This is a genomic window from Serratia symbiotica (assembly GCF_000821185.2).
Classification (GTDB): Bacteria; Pseudomonadota; Gammaproteobacteria; order Enterobacterales; family Enterobacteriaceae; genus Serratia; species Serratia symbiotica.
This window is the reverse complement of record NZ_CP050855.1, coordinates 1,417,716-1,434,834: the sequence shown is the minus strand read 5'-3', so window position 1 is coordinate 1,434,834 and position 17,119 is coordinate 1,417,716. Positions and strand designations below refer to the sequence as shown.

General features: G+C 53.5%; 19 protein-coding genes. 2 read left to right on the top strand and 17 right to left on the bottom strand.

The window, feature by feature from the left end:
- Nucleotides 1-21: 21 nt before the first annotated feature.
- Genes SYMBAF_RS07205 through SYMBAF_RS07160 form a run of 10 tightly spaced genes read right to left on the bottom strand, consistent with a single transcriptional unit; the run spans nt 22 to nt 5,580 of the window.
- Nucleotides 22-477 carry a phage virion morphogenesis protein gene (locus tag SYMBAF_RS07205; RefSeq protein WP_040265676.1) on the bottom strand — a complete coding sequence of 152 codons (456 nt, stop codon included), beginning with the start codon at nt 475-477 and terminating at the stop codon, nt 22-24.
- Nucleotides 465-932 (bottom strand): phage tail protein, encoded by a 468-nt coding sequence (locus SYMBAF_RS07200; protein ID WP_040265677.1) that lies wholly within the window; start codon nt 930-932, stop codon nt 465-467. Before SYMBAF_RS07200 ends, SYMBAF_RS07205 begins: the two co-directional genes overlap by 13 nt.
- 8 nt (nt 933-940) lie before the next feature.
- Nucleotides 941-1,378, bottom strand: coding sequence for a lysis system i-spanin subunit Rz (locus SYMBAF_RS07195; protein ID WP_040265678.1), 438 nt, complete (start codon nt 1,376-1,378; stop codon nt 941-943).
- Nucleotides 1,375-1,860, bottom strand: a complete 486-nt coding sequence (locus SYMBAF_RS07190) for a lysozyme (protein WP_040265679.1) — start codon at nt 1,858-1,860, stop codon at nt 1,375-1,377. Before SYMBAF_RS07190 ends, SYMBAF_RS07195 begins: the two co-directional genes overlap by 4 nt.
- A complete protein-coding gene (locus SYMBAF_RS07185; RefSeq protein ID WP_040265680.1) occupies nt 1,860-2,126 on the bottom strand; it encodes a phage holin in 267 nt (88 codons plus the stop codon). The genes SYMBAF_RS07190 and SYMBAF_RS07185 overlap by 1 nt, the downstream gene beginning before the upstream one ends.
- Nucleotides 2,127-2,147: 21 nt before the next feature.
- Complete coding sequence (locus tag SYMBAF_RS07180) at nt 2,148-2,351, bottom strand: tail protein X (protein WP_040265682.1); 204 nt, start codon at nt 2,349-2,351, stop codon at nt 2,148-2,150.
- Nucleotides 2,351-2,908, bottom strand: coding sequence for a head completion/stabilization protein (locus SYMBAF_RS07175; RefSeq protein WP_237162944.1), 558 nt, complete (start codon nt 2,906-2,908; stop codon nt 2,351-2,353). The genes SYMBAF_RS07180 and SYMBAF_RS07175 overlap by 1 nt, the downstream gene beginning before the upstream one ends.
- A gap of 56 nt (nt 2,909-2,964) precedes the next feature.
- Nucleotides 2,965-3,621, bottom strand: a complete 657-nt coding sequence (gpM, locus tag SYMBAF_RS07170) for a phage terminase small subunit (protein ID WP_040265684.1) — start codon at nt 3,619-3,621, stop codon at nt 2,965-2,967.
- Between the two features lie 3 nt (nt 3,622-3,624).
- The gene (locus tag SYMBAF_RS07165) at nt 3,625-4,719 is read right to left on the bottom strand and encodes a phage major capsid protein, P2 family (protein WP_040265686.1); all 1,095 of its coding nucleotides are present in this window, start codon (nt 4,717-4,719) and stop codon (nt 3,625-3,627) included.
- 60 nt (nt 4,720-4,779) lie between these two features.
- A complete protein-coding gene (locus tag SYMBAF_RS07160) occupies nt 4,780-5,580 on the bottom strand; it encodes a GPO family capsid scaffolding protein (RefSeq protein ID WP_040265688.1) in 801 nt (266 codons plus the stop codon).
- A gap of 187 nt (nt 5,581-5,767) precedes the next feature.
- Here SYMBAF_RS07160 and SYMBAF_RS07155 point away from each other — a divergent pair, with 187 nt between their 5' ends.
- Nucleotides 5,768-7,537 (top strand): terminase large subunit domain-containing protein, encoded by a 1,770-nt coding sequence (locus tag SYMBAF_RS07155; protein WP_040265690.1) that lies wholly within the window; start codon nt 5,768-5,770, stop codon nt 7,535-7,537.
- Nucleotides 7,538-8,575, top strand: a complete 1,038-nt coding sequence (locus SYMBAF_RS07150) for a phage portal protein (protein ID WP_040265692.1) — start codon at nt 7,538-7,540, stop codon at nt 8,573-8,575.
- A 789-nt stretch (nt 8,576-9,364) separates the two neighbouring features.
- Here the strand turns inward: SYMBAF_RS07150 and SYMBAF_RS07145 are convergent.
- The 7 genes from SYMBAF_RS07145 to SYMBAF_RS07115 form a co-directional block, all read right to left on the bottom strand.
- A complete protein-coding gene (locus tag SYMBAF_RS07145; protein WP_040265694.1) occupies nt 9,365-10,531 on the bottom strand; it encodes a hypothetical protein in 1,167 nt (388 codons plus the stop codon).
- Nucleotides 10,532-10,947: 416 nt separating this feature from the next.
- Nucleotides 10,948-11,292: a hypothetical protein gene (locus tag SYMBAF_RS07140; RefSeq protein WP_040265696.1), complete on the bottom strand. Its 345-nt coding sequence runs from the start codon at nt 11,290-11,292 to the stop codon at nt 10,948-10,950.
- Nucleotide 11,293: 1 nt separating this feature from the next.
- Complete coding sequence (locus SYMBAF_RS07135; protein ID WP_040265699.1) at nt 11,294-11,992, bottom strand: DNA adenine methylase; 699 nt, start codon at nt 11,990-11,992, stop codon at nt 11,294-11,296.
- Nucleotides 11,993-12,176: 184 nt separating this feature from the next.
- On the bottom strand, nt 12,177-14,636 hold the full coding sequence (locus SYMBAF_RS07130; RefSeq protein WP_237162942.1) for a replication endonuclease: 2,460 nt from the start codon (nt 14,634-14,636) through the stop codon (nt 12,177-12,179).
- Nucleotides 14,633-15,631 (bottom strand): DNA cytosine methyltransferase, encoded by a 999-nt coding sequence (locus SYMBAF_RS07125; RefSeq protein ID WP_040265701.1) that lies wholly within the window; start codon nt 15,629-15,631, stop codon nt 14,633-14,635. The genes SYMBAF_RS07130 and SYMBAF_RS07125 overlap by 4 nt, the downstream gene beginning before the upstream one ends.
- Entirely contained in the window at nt 15,628-16,542 is a 915-nt protein-coding gene (locus SYMBAF_RS07120) for a DNA adenine methylase (RefSeq protein ID WP_052447818.1), read from the bottom strand. The genes SYMBAF_RS07125 and SYMBAF_RS07120 overlap by 4 nt, the downstream gene beginning before the upstream one ends.
- On the bottom strand, nt 16,539-17,117 hold the full coding sequence (locus SYMBAF_RS07115) for a 3'-5' exonuclease (protein WP_040265703.1): 579 nt from the start codon (nt 17,115-17,117) through the stop codon (nt 16,539-16,541). Before SYMBAF_RS07115 ends, SYMBAF_RS07120 begins: the two co-directional genes overlap by 4 nt.
- Nucleotides 17,118-17,119 lie beyond the last annotated feature (2 nt).

The window sequence follows — 17,119 nt, the reverse complement described above, 5'->3', positions numbered from 1 at the left end:
CACAAGGCGGCGGGGATGTGGTTATTTGGCTATGTGGGTCAAGGCCAGATCCTTGATCCATTCGATATCGTCGTCAGTAAAGCCGAGCAGTTGCCGGCGCTCATAACGCACTGTCGGGCCGTTCCGGCTGACTTTATCACGTAGGCCGTAATGGTGGACGGCGGACAAATTCGCCACGGCGGCGGCGAAGGTAACGGCGGCTTCATCGGGGCCGGATTCCGTCTTCATAAAGCGTGCGGTGCGCAAGCGCGTGAACATCTTGCGGCGGATGCGGCCCTGTTTGTCCCGGCGCTTGTTCTTGCGCGGGACGTAGGGGGAACCGTCCGGTTTTTTTTGCTCTTGAATATGCTTTTGCTGGCGCTGGCGCAATTCTTTCGCCACCTGGAGCGTGAACACGCGCCGCGACTGCGGGGAAAGCTGTTGGAGCAATACAGAAAGTGTATCGTCCAACGTCTGGAAATCGTCTAAGCGGGCCATGCTGTCATCTTCCGGCCCTGCATCCAGATCTCAAACTCGGTGACGTTGTTCGGCGGAGGTGGCGGTTCCTCAGCGTGGCTGACGTGTAGCTTGCCGTTTTCCTCTTTGACGATCACGCGCTCTGTCAGTTTCAAGTCAATGCTGATATCTCTCACCCCGTTATTCAAGAAATCCGCCTCAAAGGTGAAGCCGTCGCCGCGCTTATCCGGGTTCGCCATAATGTCCGGCTGATTGGTGCGCAGCCAATGCAGAATAGGGACGATCAACAGATTGGCGTCATCAGCGTAGTTGGTCACAATCATGTTGAGGGTGTATTGATACTCAAACGACAGCGACGGGGCGAAGGTGCTGTAAATCGTGCCCTTATCAATAAAGATATGCAGAAAATCAGGGTTTTCTCTGATGTGACTGACGGCGTCACCCAAGGCGGCGCGCAGGGAGTCCGGTTTTAACATGGCAGCTCCTACGGTTGCGCCAGGCAGATGTCGCGAATGTAGTCTTGCAGCCCGGCGATCTGTATGTTGGCGGTTTCTATTCGCGTTCTGAGGGTGAAATAATCCCGTTGAGCGGCGTCAGTAAGTCGGGCGGCGGCTGCATCAGCCATGCCGGAGGGGCCGGCGGACGAGCATGAGGCGTGGAGGCGCAGCCGGCGGCGGCCATCATCAACATCGCGTTGCAGATCATCAGTTTTATTTTTTGCATTGGTCAGCTCTCGGCTTCGGTTTTCTTCGATGCTGGCGACGGCTATTTGCATTTTATTCTGCCACTCGATCTGGCCGGCCAGTCTCTTGTTGTCGCTTCGCAACGTTTCGCGTTCCTGGCGCAGCCCCTGATTGCTGTAAACCAGAAACGCCAGCACACAAAGCGCGATCAGTGTGATGCCGGCGGCCAGGCGGGTCATTTTTGCCCCCAGGTGCAGACCTCGTGTTCAATATCGCGGCGATTCATTAAGCCTTTCCACGGCTTACCGCCGGCATAAATCCACTGGCGCAGGCCGTCGCATGCACCTGCATAGTCGCCGGCGTTCAGCTTGCGCAGCAGGGACGAGCGCTCAAAGGCGCTGACGCCCACGTTATAGCTGAAACTGTTCAGGGCGGCTTTTTGATACTCTGTCGCCGGCACTTTTACCGATCGATTGACCAATCGCTCAAAGGGGATCAGGTCTTTATCCAGGATTGCCTTGCATTCCGCCTGGGTATAGCGCTTGCCCGGCACGATATCGGCCCCGGTGTGGCCGTAACACACAGTCAGCACGCCGGCCACGTCGCGATAAGGTTCAAACTTGACGCCTTCAAGCTCAGGGATCATCAATGTGGCGATCGCCAGCGCGCCAGTGCCGGCCGCACCGAACAGCGTTTTACGCAGGGCAGGTGACATCGCCATTATTCGGCTTCCTTATTAAAAAGCCCGCGTTTCGCCGGCGGCTCGGTAATGAGGCCGGCGTTGACGCCTTTCTCATAGGCCCGCGTGCGCCGCCAGTCGAAATAGGTCTGCGTGAGATAGGTGATCAGGCCCAGGAGAAAACCGCCGATCACGGCTACCTGATTCCAGTCAACGTGGCGAAACCAGTCGATCAGCCCACCAGTGCATAAGCCGCCGGCAATGCAGTAGTTAATACCGGCGGCAATCTTTTCAGTCATGAGTTTCATTCTCCACCTCCCGCGCTGGGATTAATCCCACAATTGCAGGGTCTGAACCGATTCGGATTGAACAATGTCCGGTATGTCAACTGGGTAGCCGTGCGGCAATATCGGCCCCTGGTCTGCCAGACCTGGATTATTCAGCAATACTTGCTCGGTCACGTCCTGCGTCTTGCCGTAGTAGCGCTGGCACAGCGCATCAACGGTGTCGCCCTGGTGCGCATACACCTTCATCAGATCAGCTCTACCGTCATGCGCGGCAGCGATTGCAGGTCATTGATGGCCCAATCTGCATCGCGGCGGAGATCATCGATCGACGGTTCGATAGCGTCGGCGCGCTTTGAACCGCATGCCGTGGCGTCGAAGCTGCGAAAACGCTCGGTAACGCTGGCCTGAGTCAGACAGAACACGGCACGGCGATAAAGCTGCACGCGGGTGCTCTCGTCGTCCAGGTGATCGGCGGGAACTTGTTCCAGTTCGCTGTAGCCCGCCGGTTGTTGCTGCTTGCGCCAGTCCGCCAGCCGATCGTTGACTTCGTTGATGGCATTCCGCGCCGCTTCAAGCAGGCGCGGCTGGGTGATGGTGCCGTCCTGCCGCATGTCTTCGCGGTACTGTTTCAGGTCGATATCCGGCCAAAAGTCCGTATTTTTGATGATGGTGGTGGCCGGCGGCGTCGGCTGCTTGGCGATGTCGATTTCCAGCGCGTTGCCGGGCTTTTTGTCGCCGGGTGCGGGTTCTATTGCGATGCTGACCATGCGTTTTCCTGTTAGGTGGGCGGTGGACGGGAGCATTGATGCGGTTTAAACCTGTCGCGGCTCCCGTGCCGCCCTCGCCGGGGGCGATTCGGTTAACTTCCTGCCTGAATGACTTTTTCCAGCTGCTTGATATCCGTTTTTACGCCGGAGTTTTCATCTTTCAGCAGGGCTTTTTTCAGCATGTCCAGTGCCAGCACGGCATCGCCGTCCTGTCGCAATGCATAGCCAACAAACTTGAACAGGCGGGCTTTCACCCGATCAGGCATGTCCTGATTTGCCAGCAGTTGCTGCGCGCGTTGCAGCTGCGCCGTGTTCAGCGGCCGGCCGGCGGAAAGGTCGCGCTGTGCTGCGGCGGCGATCTCTTCAGCGAGCAGGCAACTGGTCGAGCGGTCGAAACCGTCGGGCGCAACAAGATCGTGCCGGATGGCGTATTCGCCGATATCCAGGGCATACTCCAACTCGCCAATATCCAGAATCCAGACCAGCACACGCATCAGGATCGCATCCTGCCGGCCTGCGTTGCTTTGCAGCACACCGGCCACCCACGGCATGTAGGTAGGCAGCATGCCGCGCTTCAACTCGGCTTTGGTTTCGTGGGATTCGACGCCGCTAAGCCGCGCCAGATCCTGATGCATTTTGAACAGCAACAGGTCGTAATTGCCCAGATGGCTCAGGCTTGCCGCCTCATCCAGTGAGGCGGACTGCTGCGCGGCAATGTAGTGCTTGTGTCTGCGTGCCGGGCTGCTCATGGATTAGCCCTCCGTGGTTTCCGTTGGCTGTTGCACTGGCTGCTGGCCGGCTGGTGCAGTGGCTTTCGCCTTCAGGATCTGGATGTTTTCGATCAGCGCCACACCCTCGTAGTCTTCAACGACATAGGCTTCGTTGACGGACTCGTAGTTTTCAATGCGGTCGCGCTTCGGGTTATCGATGATGTGGCGGCGGCGCGTGCCGTCTTGCCAGTAGATCGACAGGTTATCCAGTCGGGTGATGAAAATGGTGTTGTCCGGGAAGAACGGGACACGCACCGCCTGCAAGCCGCCCAAACGCTTCTGGCTGATGATGATATCGGCGGCCAAAGACTCGGTATTTGGCTGCTCCTGGTTGACGAGCGGGAAATACTTGTCCGCCAACAGGGAACGGCCAACAACGGCGACCAGTTCGGTGTCGTCCTGATACCAAGCGGCGATCAACTCGTTGACGGCATCCATCACCAGCGCATCCAGGTTGTGATAGTCGCCATCGGTGCCGATGCGAATTTTTTCCGACACGACGCTGCCATCCTCGCCCAGCACCTTATCCATCACCTGCCCAGGCGCGCCCTTGCGGACTTTTTGCAACCAGCCGATGTTGACGTCCTGCAACAGCTTGTTGAGGGTGATATCCGACGTTCTGGCGCGGCTGGTGCCGTTCCAACCGATCATGATGCGGTCGAGGCCCTGGCGTTTCACGATCTGGTTGCGAATACGGATCTGGAAGTCTTTGAATTTACTCCAGGCGTCCAGCTTGGAATATTTCAGCGCCGTGTCAAAGTTGGTCTGGGTACACACATAGCCCACTTCGTCAAGGCTGGTTGGATCCACCGGCTCACGTTCTTTGTCGTCGGTGTTGGTCGTGCTGGCGACGGGGCGGTCAATCCCCAGGCCGACTTTAGAGCCGCTTTGCTCGTCAACAGGAATGATGTTGACCTTCTTCAGAAAGCCGCTGCTATCCTGAATCTTGTCTTCCAGTCGCTGCGTTACCGTGGGGTCAACGGTGAATGTTGCTGCTACGTCTTCGGGGTCGATGTGGTTCAGGTTCGCAACCTGGCTCAGCAGCATTTTATATTGCTTGCGGGTATTCGGTTTCATTGATTATTCCTTGTTCCGGTCGTTTATGTCGATGCGGTGCTTGTTTTCGCCGACAGTCCGTTAGCAGTCGGTTAAGACGTTATCGCCACCGCCGGTAGACAGGTCGCGGCGGTGCGTGGATCGGTCAGAAGTGCTGAGGGTGCTTTTCAGCGCGGAAAGCTCGGCTTTCGCGTCTTTCAGCTGACTTTCCAGCGATTCGACGGTGGTTTGCAGACCGGAAAATGCTTCGATTTTGGTCTCAAGCCCTTGCTGGCGTTCTGCGACAAATTCCACCGCCTGATGAACGTCGGAAAAACGGCCGTCATCGGAGTGCTGTTTTTTGCTGAACATGGCCTTGATTTGGGTGAGAAGGTTCGGTTTTTCGGCGTCTGGCGCGTCAAACTCCATAACGGTTTCTTCCAGCGCCCCGAAGTGCAGCCCGCTGGTTTGCGCCAGGTTATTGGCGGTGAATTTCATGACTTCGCTACCCAGCGATGCCGGATTGTCGGTAAACGCCAGCCCGGTCAGGTAGGCTTTGCCGGTGTCGGCAAATTGCGGGTAATACTCGATACTGGTGTAAATTTTTTGCCGATCGTTGTTCAGCTTCACCAGTCCATCCGTCGCATCAACCTGCGCCATCAGCGCCAGCTTGCCTTTCAATTGGCCGGAGGTGATTTCCTCCGCCTTCAACGCGACGACGTCGCCCTGGGCCTTAAAGTCGCTGTTTGGAAAAATGCTCAGGTAATGCTCAAGGTTGGCGCGCGCCGGGCGGAATGCTGGCGAGAACGTTTCCGCCATTTCTTCGATATGCCGGCGTTCGATTTTGCGGCCGTCACTGGTCGCGCCTTCAACGGCGACGCGGAAATATTTTGATATTGGCATGGGTAAGCCCCGATCAGTCAGCAGATGGGCCGGTATTGGCCGTGTTTGGCCTATGTTGGCTGGGTCGGGATGACGGGACAACGCGGCGGCTTTGTGTGGTCGATGGCACAAGGCGCTTTAGGGGTGTTGGTTGTGGCGCGTAGGTAGCCTTTCGGTATTGAAACGTTGAAATTCAGGCCGATAAAGCATGAGCGCAATTACTATCAGCACCGATCTGGATCCCCGCCGTCAGGCCATGTACCTGTATTGGCAGGGGCTTCGGGTAACTCACATCGCCGAAATGATCGGGGAGAATCCCGTCACGGTACACAGTTGGAAACGCCGCGACAAGTGGGACGACTACGGCCCGCTCGATCAGATGCAGATCACCACTGCCGCCCGCTATTGCCAACTGATACTGAAACCGGAGAAAGAAGGGCGCGACCTTAAGGAAATTGACCTGCTGGCGCGCCAGGCCGAACGGCATGCGCGCATCGGCAAATACAAAAGTGGCGGCAATGAGGCCGATCTTAATCCCAATATTGGGAGCCGAAACGCAGGGCCGCGCCAGCGCATGCAAAAGAACGTTTTCACCGGCGAACAGCATGCCCGTCTGAAAGAAATCTTTCTCGAACAGATGTTTGCCTATCAACGGCGATGGTACGAGGCGGGGCTGTCGAAAGATTTTCGTATCCGCAACATCCTGAAATCGCGCCAGATCGGCGCGACGTACTATTTTGCACGCGAAGCCCTGATCGACGCCCTAGACACGGGGCGCAATCAGATGTTTGTTTCCGCCTCCAAGGCGCAGGCGCACCAGTTCAAAAACTACATCATCGCCTTTGCGCAAGAGGTCGATGTGGAGCTGCGTGGGGAAACGATCATCCTGCCGAACGCGGCGGAATTGCATTTCCTCGGCACCAACTCCAACACCGCCCAGGGCCGGCCCGGCAACCTGTATCTGGATGAATATTTCTGGATCCCCGGCTTCAAAAAACTGCGCCGCGCCGCATCGGGTATGGCGTCGCAAACCCGCTATCGCTCGACCTACTTTTCCACCCCATCGAGCATGACGCATGAAGCCTATTCCTTCTGGAATGGCACGCTGTTCAACAAGGGTAAGTCCAAGGATCGCCGCCGTGAAATTGACGTTAGCTATAAACGCCTGGCCGACGGCGTGCTCTGTGAGGACAAACAATTCCGCCAGATCGTCACCCTTGAAGATGCGTTGCGCGGCGGATGCGACCTTTTCGACCTCGACGAGCTGCGAGAGGAAAACAGCGATGAAGATTTTGACAACCTGTTTATGTGCAACTTCATCGACGATACATCGTCTGTCTTCCCGATGGGTGAAATGCAGCGCTGCATGGTGGACAGTTGGGAGCACTGGACGGACGTCAAGCCTTTTGCATTGCGCCCGGTAGCGTCGCGTGAAGTCTGGATCGGTTATGACCCCGCCAGTTCTGAAGATGGCGACAGCGCCGGGTGTGCGGTCATTCTGCCGCCGCTGGTTGCCGGCGGAAAATTCCGGGTGCTGGAGCGCCATCAGTGGCGCGGGATGGATTTTGCTGCGCAGGCCCGCAACATCAAGGCGCTGACCGAACGTTACAACGTGAGTTATATCGGTATCGACAACACCGGCCTGGGCCGCGCGGTGTCGCAACTGGTGCGCCAATTCTTCCCGGCGGTTAACGCCATCAACTACAGCCTGGAAATGAAAACCGACCTCGTACTGAAGGCCCGCGACGTGATCCGCTCCGGCCGCCTGGAGTTTGATGCCGGCGCGCTGGATATCGCTCAGGCGTTTATGTCCATCCGCAAGCAAATGACGGCCACCGGCCGGCGGACAACCTATGTCACCAGCCGCGCCGAAGGCGTCAGCCACGGCGATGTGGCATGGGCCGTTATGCACGCCTTATTCAATGAACCGCTCGAAGGGGCAACCGGTAGCAATACAGGTTTTATGGAGATCTACTAAATGAGCAAGCGCAACCGGGGCCGCAAGCATGCCCAGCCAACGACACATAAACAGACTGGCGCGCAACACGTTGAGGCGTTCACCTTCGGCGACCCGATCCCGATGTTGGATCGGCGCGAAATACTGGATTATCTGGAGTGCTGCGTCGTCGATCGCTGGTATGAGCCGCCAATCTCGTTCAACGGCCTGGCGAAGACATTCCGTTCAGCTGTGCATCACACTTCGTCTATCATGATGAAACGCAACATTTTAGTGAGCATGTTTAAACCTCACCCCTTGCTGTCAAAGCAGGATTTTAGCCGCTACGCTCTGGATTTTATGGTGTTCGGCAATGCGTTCATGGAGGCACGTTACAACCGCCTCGGCGGGATAATGAAGCTGGTTCCCAGCCTGGCGAAATATACCCGTCGCGGCGTCAACCCGGACTCATATTGGTTTGTTCAATCGTGGGCGGAGCCGCATCAGTTTGAAGATGGCACCATTTTCCACCTGCTTGACCCGGACATTAATCAGGAGATCTACGGCGTTCCCGAGTACCTTTCTGCACTTAACTCCATTTGGCTGAACGAGGCCGCAACGCTGTTTCGCCGGAAATACTACCTCAACGGCAGCCATGCCGGCTTTATTCTGTACATGAACGATGCCGCGCACAAACAGGAGGATATCGACAACCTGCGAAAGGCGCTGAAGGAATCGAAAGGGCCGGGTAATTTCCGCAATCTGTTTATGTACGCGCCTGGCGGTAAGCCGGACGGCTTGCAGCTTATTCCGCTGGCCGAGGTAGCGGCAAAAGATGAGTTTTTGAACATCAAGGGAGTGACGCGCGACGATCAGCTGGCGTCTCAACGCACGCCACCGCAATTGATGGGGATTGTGCCGAACAACAGCGGCGGTTTAGGGGATGTGGAAAAGGCTGCGCGAGTGTTTGCGATTAATGAAATGTCGCCATTACAGGAACGATTGTGCGAGCTAAACGACTGGGTCGGGGAAGAGGTGATCAGCTTCAATCTGTATGAACTGCTCAAAAATGACCAGTAAGTTGTTAACTTATTAAGTAAGTTGCTTGATGCGTGCAATATGAACCGCCGAAAGGCAGTTTTTGCATTCTTATGCGCTGCTATTCATATCACATCTATTAGCCGTGTGCTGTTGTGACATGTCACAGGCGTTTTTTTTCATTAAAATGTCGCGTCACACGGCTGTTGAAAATTAAAGTGTGACGTGGCAGGTTAACGCAAAGTCGCCCGGCATGCTCAATGTCGGCACTCAACCCGCAATCGCAGTTTTTGCAGAGATCGAAAGTGATTCTTTGCCAAAAAAACGCTGCATATCCTAAGTGCAACAATCCGCATAGTTCATTGCATACCTAATCACCCCTCAAAACCGCACCAGACAAGGCTTTACACACTTTTTCCAACTGCATAAAAAGTGAATTGTTAAGCATGCAGCGTGGGGGCGGGGGGGACGGCACGGAATAGGGGATCGATGGGGATCGTTTTCCCTGCCTATCCGCCGCAAACCTCACACCGCTTTCACCTGCGCATCGCTGCGAGGCGATCAGATTTGATGTGCGATCGTTGGTGCAAAGAAAAAGCGCCTCGATGTGTGGCGTATAGGCGCTTTGGTTGGGGCGGTAATGTTCAGGTTTCTATGCCGCTTAGTTGGTGTCAATCATTTTTGTGAATATTAATTCATTTTAATTGCGTCATTTGTATAGATGAATACTCGGCCTGGCACTCGGATATGGGTGAAGTTTGACGTTATGCCCGCAAGAAATACGTCTGAAAATAGGGCGCTAAATTATCTGGGTTATCAATGGTGATTCAATTACCATTTGGTATCAGCAATAAATTCAGGGCAGTAAGAGGTTACTAATAAATTCAAGAATTGCTTTGATGGTCTAAACAACTGCCTGGATACTAATGCTCCGTCAGGATGTTGCATGTTTGGCTCTTGGCGATCGATATCATAAAAGTTATGAGTGATTTCTTTAGCGTGGAATATTTTGGAATCTAGAGGTGTTGTGGCGAACGGGTTGTAGTAGATATGCAAACCGTCTAAATGTGTTTCTGTCCATTCAGATGAATGGCAAATAATTACATCTGAACCAAAAAATTGCTCATCATGGAAGAAACGTTGAGTGATGAGATAATTGAACCGGCTTAATCTATGAGCCTGCCTACCTTCTTTAGATACGAATTCGTTCACACACATGGTTTTATAACGGGTGGCCCTCACTAGCCTTGATGCGCCACTTTCAACGATGGCTTTATCAAGTGTACCGGTAGTTGAGAATATTACTGCGCTTATTTCTTTATAGGAATCATTCGTAAAAATCCCGACTTCAATAGGTGAACCATTGGGTTTGAAAGTTGAACTGACAGATCTCTGCTTACCAAAAGACAAATCATTCGAGTCAGGTGGCTCGATTCCAAATAGCACTCTGTTAATCATTGTGTTATTTTGGAGTAGAGACATCTTGCTATCAAATGGGGCTATGGCAATAACGAACGGCTTATCTTTCACATGATCCAGTGACGAGTAAGGGTTCTTTTTTTTCTCAGTGCCGATGAAGAGATCCTTCTTATCTTTCAGTTTGCCTATCAGTTTGGTGGTGGAGTGCTGAGCGTAGGTTTCCTCATCCATATACTCCTCTTGTCTAGTTAAAACCTTGCTTTTATCAGAAATAACGGCTTCGACATTGAATTGATAACCTTCAGGTGTAGTTATGCAAAAATCAGGCCTATCCTTTGTATAATCGACTGAATATCCCAACTCTTTGAATGATTTATTTAGATATAATTCCCAAAACGAAGAGTTAAACGTTGTCTGGAATTCGACAACAAATTTACGTTGCTCTCCAGATCTTTCCAGCAGGCCTTCTCCCCACGACTGGAGAACTTTGTGGACAGGTTTATAGTTTGGGTTTTCAAGAATTAACTTAAATTCTTCGCAAAGAGGTGCTTCTGTTTCAATGACATTGAAAATGTTCATTTTATCCCTTATAAGAAAAAGCTAGCAGCACATCTAATATTCTAGATGTAGAAAAGTTAGTTTGCAACTTTAAAAAATTAATGCCGTTTTTATATTTTTTTTCACAAGTGCGTGGCACATTTCCCAAGATGATTCTAGTGCGTACATTGTTTATGTTATTTATCATTAATCACAAGTGATGGATGACCCTAGGTATCCTAGCTAGCATCGACTGAATCGAAGATAGTGAACATCACTCTTCTCAATGATTATTGGGCTGAACGCGCATTATTATACGGACCAACTCGATAAACGTCAGCTTTTGGCGCAAAACTATCATTCAGATTGACTTTGGCCCAGGTTGCAATAACATTAACTCGAACCTAAGCTAAAACATGTCATTTCTTCGGTGCTGCTATTCTCGACTGGTGAAGGTTCTACAGCGTTGCCAGCATCAGCTTTTTGTAGCCGGTGGTCTGCCAACATTGCACATCCCCCTGCATACAACACCCGCCCGGCTCGCCTGGCAACGTGTCGCCGCATTTCCCGCAGCTACTTTTACGCAGCTCGGCAAGCTGTTTATGCAACAGCTTGTTGTCTTGCCGTATGAGGCCAATCAGGTATTCTGTCACATCATATGGTTCCCTCGCGATCCGGCGCTGCTGGCAACCTTCCAGAATCATCGCCATTTCCTGACTATCTAAGCGCAAGGTGATCGTGGTGATACCTGCCTCTTTATCCCGTTGTCGCTGCATGCGCTTACGTTCTGCGGCATTTATCATGTTATTTGTCTCCGTGCTGATGGGTAGATAGAAGGGCGCTCAGGATGGTAACCTGTTCTGATGATGGTAAGGCTCTATAATTATTGGCCCACCTTTCCGCTTTTCTCTTGATACGCTGGCGATCAATATAATCAGTACCCGCGAAGGTGTGACTGTAGGCGGCCCCTTCAGCAAAATTCATCCACAACTGTTCCGTGCGCGGGCCGCCGCGTGTCATTACTTGGAACTGAATAGATCGCCAATCACAAAGCAAATTGTCATATAGTGCCGATGGGTAGCCTGAAATCATCACGCTGGCTGGTATTTGTCGCAACGTGGCGATCAATTGCCGGTGATCGTCTTTGGTGTATTCATGGCGGTAACTAGCACGGCTTGTGCGTGTTTCTGGTAGATAGGGCGGATCAGCATAAATCAGTGTTCTGCCATGATGGCTAAAATCTTCTCGTTGCAAAAATCCAACTGCATCACCGTGGTATAAGTTCAATTTTGGTGGAGTTAACCCCTTATCAAGCCAGCGTGCGCGAGTTAGCCCAAAGGCGTGATCATCAAGATCAATACCTATATTGCATGCTGCTGGCGGCTTGTGAAACATCACCGCGCCGCTACCTAGGTGCGTTTCAATGTAGGTGTCATGCGGTGGCATTTGGCTGATGATCGCTTGATATGCACCACTTGCGGCTTTACTTCCTAAATACCCCATATCGATGAATCTCCATAAGTTGTAAATAACTTGGCTGCAGCACAGCTGTTCTCACCTGGGCCTGTGGCGGTACCACATAGACATAGCTGGCTGTATTGCCTGGTAACACAGTCGCTTTTGCCTATGATCGATACCTAATGGCCACAAAAGACGTTTTCGTCTATGCGAACGGCCAACATAGCTATTAATGACTATCAGCCTTCCGCTGTGCTGCATCTTTCCACCTTTCGATCAGGCTGCTGGTTTCCCTGCGTGATATTGCCTTGCGCCATGGTTCGAATGTTCCGCACCGGATGATCTCCCCGGTGTTGAGGTTGGCGCGGTAGACACTGTCGAGTACGGTCACTTCATTACCTTGGGCAAGCTGCACAGCCTGCGGCTTGCTCACTGGTACCCGCTTGATCTCTGCCCAACGTTGCACCTGTTTAGCCAATACGGCGATCCCGGCTGTAACCGGTTGTTCTGCCTGCCGGATTGTGTGCGCCGCACGTAGATAGCTGTCAGCCCTGCTGCGGTCATAATCTGAACACTCACCACTAACAATGGCTCGCGCCAATGCTTCAAACTCATCAGCAGAAGATTTTTGTCGCCGAGGCTGGTCACTGTGCAAGCTGGCTTGTAGCTGTTTTCGCTGCGCCCTGGTCAATTGACCAAAGGCCAACTGTTCGGGCTGATTATCTGGCGGATGCTCACCACCCGGATCTGTATGTTTTTCGTGCTCAGTACAGTTATTGACAGAACTCCAAGGGGCGGCGCTGCCGCCTGAAAAACCAACGTCAACGACCACGCCGTCAACGCTCTGGTGCTTTGGCACAATTATGTATTGAGTGGTGCGGGTGAATATCAACGATTCGCTGCCCGTCATCGGGCAGTAAATACCGGTAATTCTCTGGACGTCATCGCCGTAGGCATTGCCGTTTTCGGTGGTTTCATAGTTCAGACGGATACGCACATTATCGCGCTCAACCAACGGGCCTCCCTGGGCTAACACGTAGTTATCCCATTCTCCTGCATCAGCAGCCTGCCGTGCGGTTTCCAGTTCAGGGTGTAACACCAGTTCACGATCGCCCAGGCGGCGAAGTTCGCGGTATACCGTGACCGGCGCACCGCCGATCTGCTGAAACTGACGAATAGACCAGCGCGACGCCCACGCGCTAACACGGAGTGACATTTCTTTCAGGTCTTCCCCGGTTTCGTCGTCCTTCTCGCCATCCAGCGCGAAGCCGTCGATATTCTTGGAAATGTATTTCGCTATATATCCGGTAGCGCTGCCGTGGGCTTCATCGATTGGCACAACCTGAAAGCGATTTTCCTGCGCTCCCGGTTCGTGGCCGTCTTCTTTCAGGGCATAGGTACGGAAGATTTCGCGCGCCTGCTCGACGCATTCCGGGCGCATAAAAAGAAGTAAATGCCAGTGTGGCGTTGCATCGTGGTGCGGTTCGACCACGCGGAAACCAAAGACGCGGATCCCTTTTCTCTTCCACGCTGCACGGGTTCTCGCCCAGACCTTGCAAAGATATTGCTGCGTTTCGCGCGGCGACGCGCCACAGTATTTATTATTGCGGCACCCGTTATGCTGCATGGAGTGGTAATGGGAAGGCGCTGTCAGTGTGTAAAAGTCACCGGCCAGCCCTTCCAACTTCGCCAGATCCTCAAATCCGCGCATTCTCGTCATGAGTTCGCGGCGACGGTTGGCCGGATTGGCGACACTACCGGCGACTTTATCGATAAGTGAAATGCGCTCGCCCGTGTCCTGGTCTTCCAGCTCCATAGCCTTAAGGTATTCACGGTTAGCCTTTTTCTGGGCCAACCATTCCGTAAGGCACGGGGTGCTACTGTATGGGGAGGATTTTTTCTGGACGTATCCCGCTGCAATCATCAAATGCTCACGCCAACGGGCATGGATACGGCGCAGGCGGTTTAACCACCACTGTGGTGACTCAAGACGAAGAACCGCGCGTAACGCGTCCTCCGCTTCCAGTTCTTCATTGCAATACGCTGTCCAACTGGGGATCGGCGTTTTCAAATGCACCGCCAGCGACGCAATACGGCCATAGCCAGAAAGCGCCGCGAACTCAGGATCGCCAGTGCGCGCAAGCTGGTGATCGGACTCGCGTATAAACTCGCTCGTAAAGATATCGGAAAGCGTATAAGCCAGTCTTTTTAACTCTTTCTTCCCTGCCCAGAGCATACGGAAAAGCTGATCGCGGATTGTCAGAAGGATGCCAGGCATCACGCTATCAGGCTGGTAAACGCTATTCACGCTATCAATACGCGTTAATACATGGCGCTCAAAGGTGTTAATCAGCCAGTGATCTGCCGCTTTGCGGTCTTTCGCGTCCAGCGCGTCCAGCTTCGCGGCAAAGTGGCGGCGGATATACTGCGGAAGAGAAGCGAGGCGGCGGCGCAACAGCTTGCTTCGCTCCGGCTTTTCGTTCTCTTCGTACAGATTGGCGATATCAATATGCTTGCGGGTGCCGTCCGGCGTCAGGTAATCGAAACCACGGCAAGAAGGAGACAGATCATGGCCAATTGCCTGGCCTGGCTTATTCCATGCGTAAGCATACCGGGTAGTATCAACAGGGCTACCCGGAAAAGGTGGGGGCGAAGAAGGAGCGCAACGGCCACGGGTTACCGTGGTCATTGCACACTGTCCAGATATGAGGCTATGAACGCTTCGGCGACCGGCGCAACGATGGCATTACCGTAGGCGCGTAGTCGTCCCACTCTTGCGGAAGCCCCATCAGCCAGCGGGAATGTGCCGGGTTCAACTGGCCGCCACTTTTCATCCCGGCAGAAGAGCCAGTCAGCATTTCGCCAGAAGCTGTTAGTCGGCAGGGATGTTTGCAGTACACTATCTCGTGTATCTGGTCTTTGAGATTCGAGCAACCGCCTTTCTTCCTCGCTTTCGCTAATGCTTTCCGACATCTCATCGGTAAGATATCCATTGTGTTGGGTGTTGCCCAGCCCGCTAACCTTGCCGCGCCCGCCAGATTTTGAAGCCCCCTTGGCGTCTCCGGTTGTGGATTCGTATTGCATGTCGGTGTTGGCCAGCCGGTCAGCCACACCACTCGCCCCAGCAACGCGTTCAGCGGCACATTTTGGCATTCCTTCCCATCTTCCCGTGTTGTGGGTGTGGGCCACCCAGTAGGCACGGTCTCGGATATGCGGCGCACCGACGCCCGCAGCCGGGAACGGGACAAGCCCGAAGGCGTAGTCCATGGCTTCCAGGTCAGCTTGTACAAGGTCGAACCAAGCGTTCGCGTTACCGCTTGCAACCTGCTCGCCAAAGATGCACTGAGGGCGGCACTCGCTGATGAGCCAGTGAAACGCAGGCCAGAGGTGCCGCTCGTCATCAAACCCATGGCCTTTGCCTGCCGCGCTGAAAGGCTGGCACGGACAAGAGCCTGTCCAGACCGGCTTTTCATCTGGCCATCCGGCGTTGCGCAGGGCATATGACCAGACGCCGATCCCGGCAAAAAAATGGCATTGCGTGAATCCTTTAAGGTCATTTGCAGTAACGTCCTCAATTGAGCGAGTGTCAACGACACCGGGGGCAATATGCTTGGCGTCAATCAGATTGCGCAGCCATTGGGCCGCAAAGGGATCGATCTCGTTGTAATAGGCCGTCACAGTCATGCCCCCTCTGCACACTGCCCGCAGCTTTCACAGATCCCGCAATCGGCCTGATACTCGTCAAGAATGCTGAGTCCCAAAGTGCCGATCACTTCTTTGGCCCTCTGGCGGTTGCTGGTGTCAGTGCTTACAGAGCGCTGCACGTTAATTTCATGCAGGCGGAAGCGGTGGTAAATCTCGCGGGTGGTTTCGGTGTCGCTGTTGGAAATGACAACCGGCACGCCATATTTGCGATTCACTTCCAGCAGATCCGCCGCTAACTGGCGGTGATGGCTCTCTGTGAATGGCTCGGTGTGGTATTGGGTAAAATTGGCGGTATCGCTGGCAGGCAGGTACGGCGGATCACAGTAAACGAGAACGTCGCCACCAGTGACGACCTGTAGGGAACGTTCAAACGGTACGCAAAGAAATATTGCCTTAGTGTCATTGGCCTTTTCGGCAAACAGGCGGATTTCATTATCAGGAAAGTAGACGCTTTTATACTTGCCAAACGGCACGTTAAATCCGGTCTTCTTGCTGTAACGGCAAACGCCGTTATAACAATGGCGGTTCAGATAGAGGAATTGCGCAGCGCGTCCAATATTCTCCAGCGTGTGCGCACACTTACGTGTGGATCGCCTTTGAGTGTTGAAAGCAGTGCGAATTTTGCCGTAGCCCTCGGCATCGTTGAACTTTTCAAATATTTCCTGCGCGGTTTCGATAACCAAATCCATGTAACTTGTTACGCAGCGATACAGGTTAATCAGATCCGGGTTGATATCGGCCAGCACATAGCGGCGGTATTCAGTCGCAAGAAATACCGAAGCGCCGCCTACGAACGGTTCGATCAGGCAGTCAGCTTTAGGAAGGTGTGGCAGCAGATCAGGAAGGACGCGTGATTTACCACCCGCCCATTTGATGAACGGGCGGATCATAATATTGGCTCCTTATCGGCTGTCAGGCGTTGCCAAATCTCCGAAACGTAAGCCACTTGGTGTAACGCATCATCAAGCGCAGTATGCTGAACGCCTTTGAAAATAAGATTATACTTTTGGTCATAACCCAACCCGCGCCCCATTTCTACTACGGTACGAACATCAAGATCCCTCCACCAATCCCACGGTGGCGTAATGCCGACGCGCGCATAGGCGGCGCGTAAAATCACGCAATCGAATGACGCACCATTACCCCAAACACGTAAATGCTTCTTCCCAGCAGGCTGCTGATTATCCTTGATAAACTGGCATAACTGCGATAGCGCCCGGCCAACAGGCAACGCTTCATCGTTAACCAGTTCTGCACGCGCTTCACTGCTTTGCTTCAGCCACCATTTCATGGCGTACCCGTCAGGTTTAGCCCCTAACGCCATATCGCTGGCAAAATCCACGCGAACATAAAAACGGCCCCCGGTGCAGCCCGTTGAAGGCTCAAAAAAAACAGCACCTATAGAAGCTATTGGCGCGGTTGAATCCGTTCCGAGCGTTTCGAGATCGATCATTAAGTGATTCATGG

Bases quoted from the DNA above. Each gene is read 5' to 3' on its own strand.
- SYMBAF_RS07135 (WP_040265699.1), bottom strand. From the start codon at position 11,992: ATGGGGTATTTAGGAAGTAAAGCCGCAAGTGGTGCATATCAAGCGATC.
- SYMBAF_RS07175 (WP_237162944.1), bottom strand. From the start codon at position 2,908: ATGCTCCCGTCCACCGCCCACCTAACAGGAAAACGCATGGTCAGCATC.
- SYMBAF_RS07120 (WP_052447818.1), bottom strand. From the start codon at position 16,542: ATGATCCGCCCGTTCATCAAATGGGCGGGTGGTAAATCACGCGTCCTT.
- SYMBAF_RS07200 (WP_040265677.1), bottom strand. From the start codon at position 932: ATGTTAAAACCGGACTCCCTGCGCGCCGCCTTGGGTGACGCCGTCAGT.
- SYMBAF_RS07130 (WP_237162942.1), bottom strand. From the start codon at position 14,636: ATGACCACGGTAACCCGTGGCCGTTGCGCTCCTTCTTCGCCCCCACCT.
- SYMBAF_RS07125 (WP_040265701.1), bottom strand. From the start codon at position 15,631: ATGACTGTGACGGCCTATTACAACGAGATCGATCCCTTTGCGGCCCAA.
- SYMBAF_RS07190 (WP_040265679.1), bottom strand. From the start codon at position 1,860: ATGGCGATGTCACCTGCCCTGCGTAAAACGCTGTTCGGTGCGGCCGGC.
- SYMBAF_RS07150 (WP_040265692.1), top strand. From the start codon at position 7,538: ATGAGCAAGCGCAACCGGGGCCGCAAGCATGCCCAGCCAACGACACAT.
- gpM (WP_040265684.1), bottom strand. From the start codon at position 3,621: ATGAGCAGCCCGGCACGCAGACACAAGCACTACATTGCCGCGCAGCAG.
- SYMBAF_RS07185 (WP_040265680.1), bottom strand. From the start codon at position 2,126: ATGAAACTCATGACTGAAAAGATTGCCGCCGGTATTAACTACTGCATT.
- SYMBAF_RS07140 (WP_040265696.1), bottom strand. From the start codon at position 11,292: ATGATAAATGCCGCAGAACGTAAGCGCATGCAGCGACAACGGGATAAA.
- SYMBAF_RS07195 (WP_040265678.1), bottom strand. From the start codon at position 1,378: ATGACCCGCCTGGCCGCCGGCATCACACTGATCGCGCTTTGTGTGCTG.
- SYMBAF_RS07155 (WP_040265690.1), top strand. From the start codon at position 5,768: ATGAGCGCAATTACTATCAGCACCGATCTGGATCCCCGCCGTCAGGCC.
- SYMBAF_RS07115 (WP_040265703.1), bottom strand. From the start codon at position 17,117: ATGAATCACTTAATGATCGATCTCGAAACGCTCGGAACGGATTCAACC.
- SYMBAF_RS07145 (WP_040265694.1), bottom strand. From the start codon at position 10,531: ATGAACATTTTCAATGTCATTGAAACAGAAGCACCTCTTTGCGAAGAA.
- SYMBAF_RS07205 (WP_040265676.1), bottom strand. From the start codon at position 477: ATGGCCCGCTTAGACGATTTCCAGACGTTGGACGATACACTTTCTGTA.
- SYMBAF_RS07165 (WP_040265686.1), bottom strand. From the start codon at position 4,719: ATGAAACCGAATACCCGCAAGCAATATAAAATGCTGCTGAGCCAGGTT.
- SYMBAF_RS07180 (WP_040265682.1), bottom strand. From the start codon at position 2,351: ATGAAGGTGTATGCGCACCAGGGCGACACCGTTGATGCGCTGTGCCAG.
- SYMBAF_RS07160 (WP_040265688.1), bottom strand. From the start codon at position 5,580: ATGCCAATATCAAAATATTTCCGCGTCGCCGTTGAAGGCGCGACCAGT.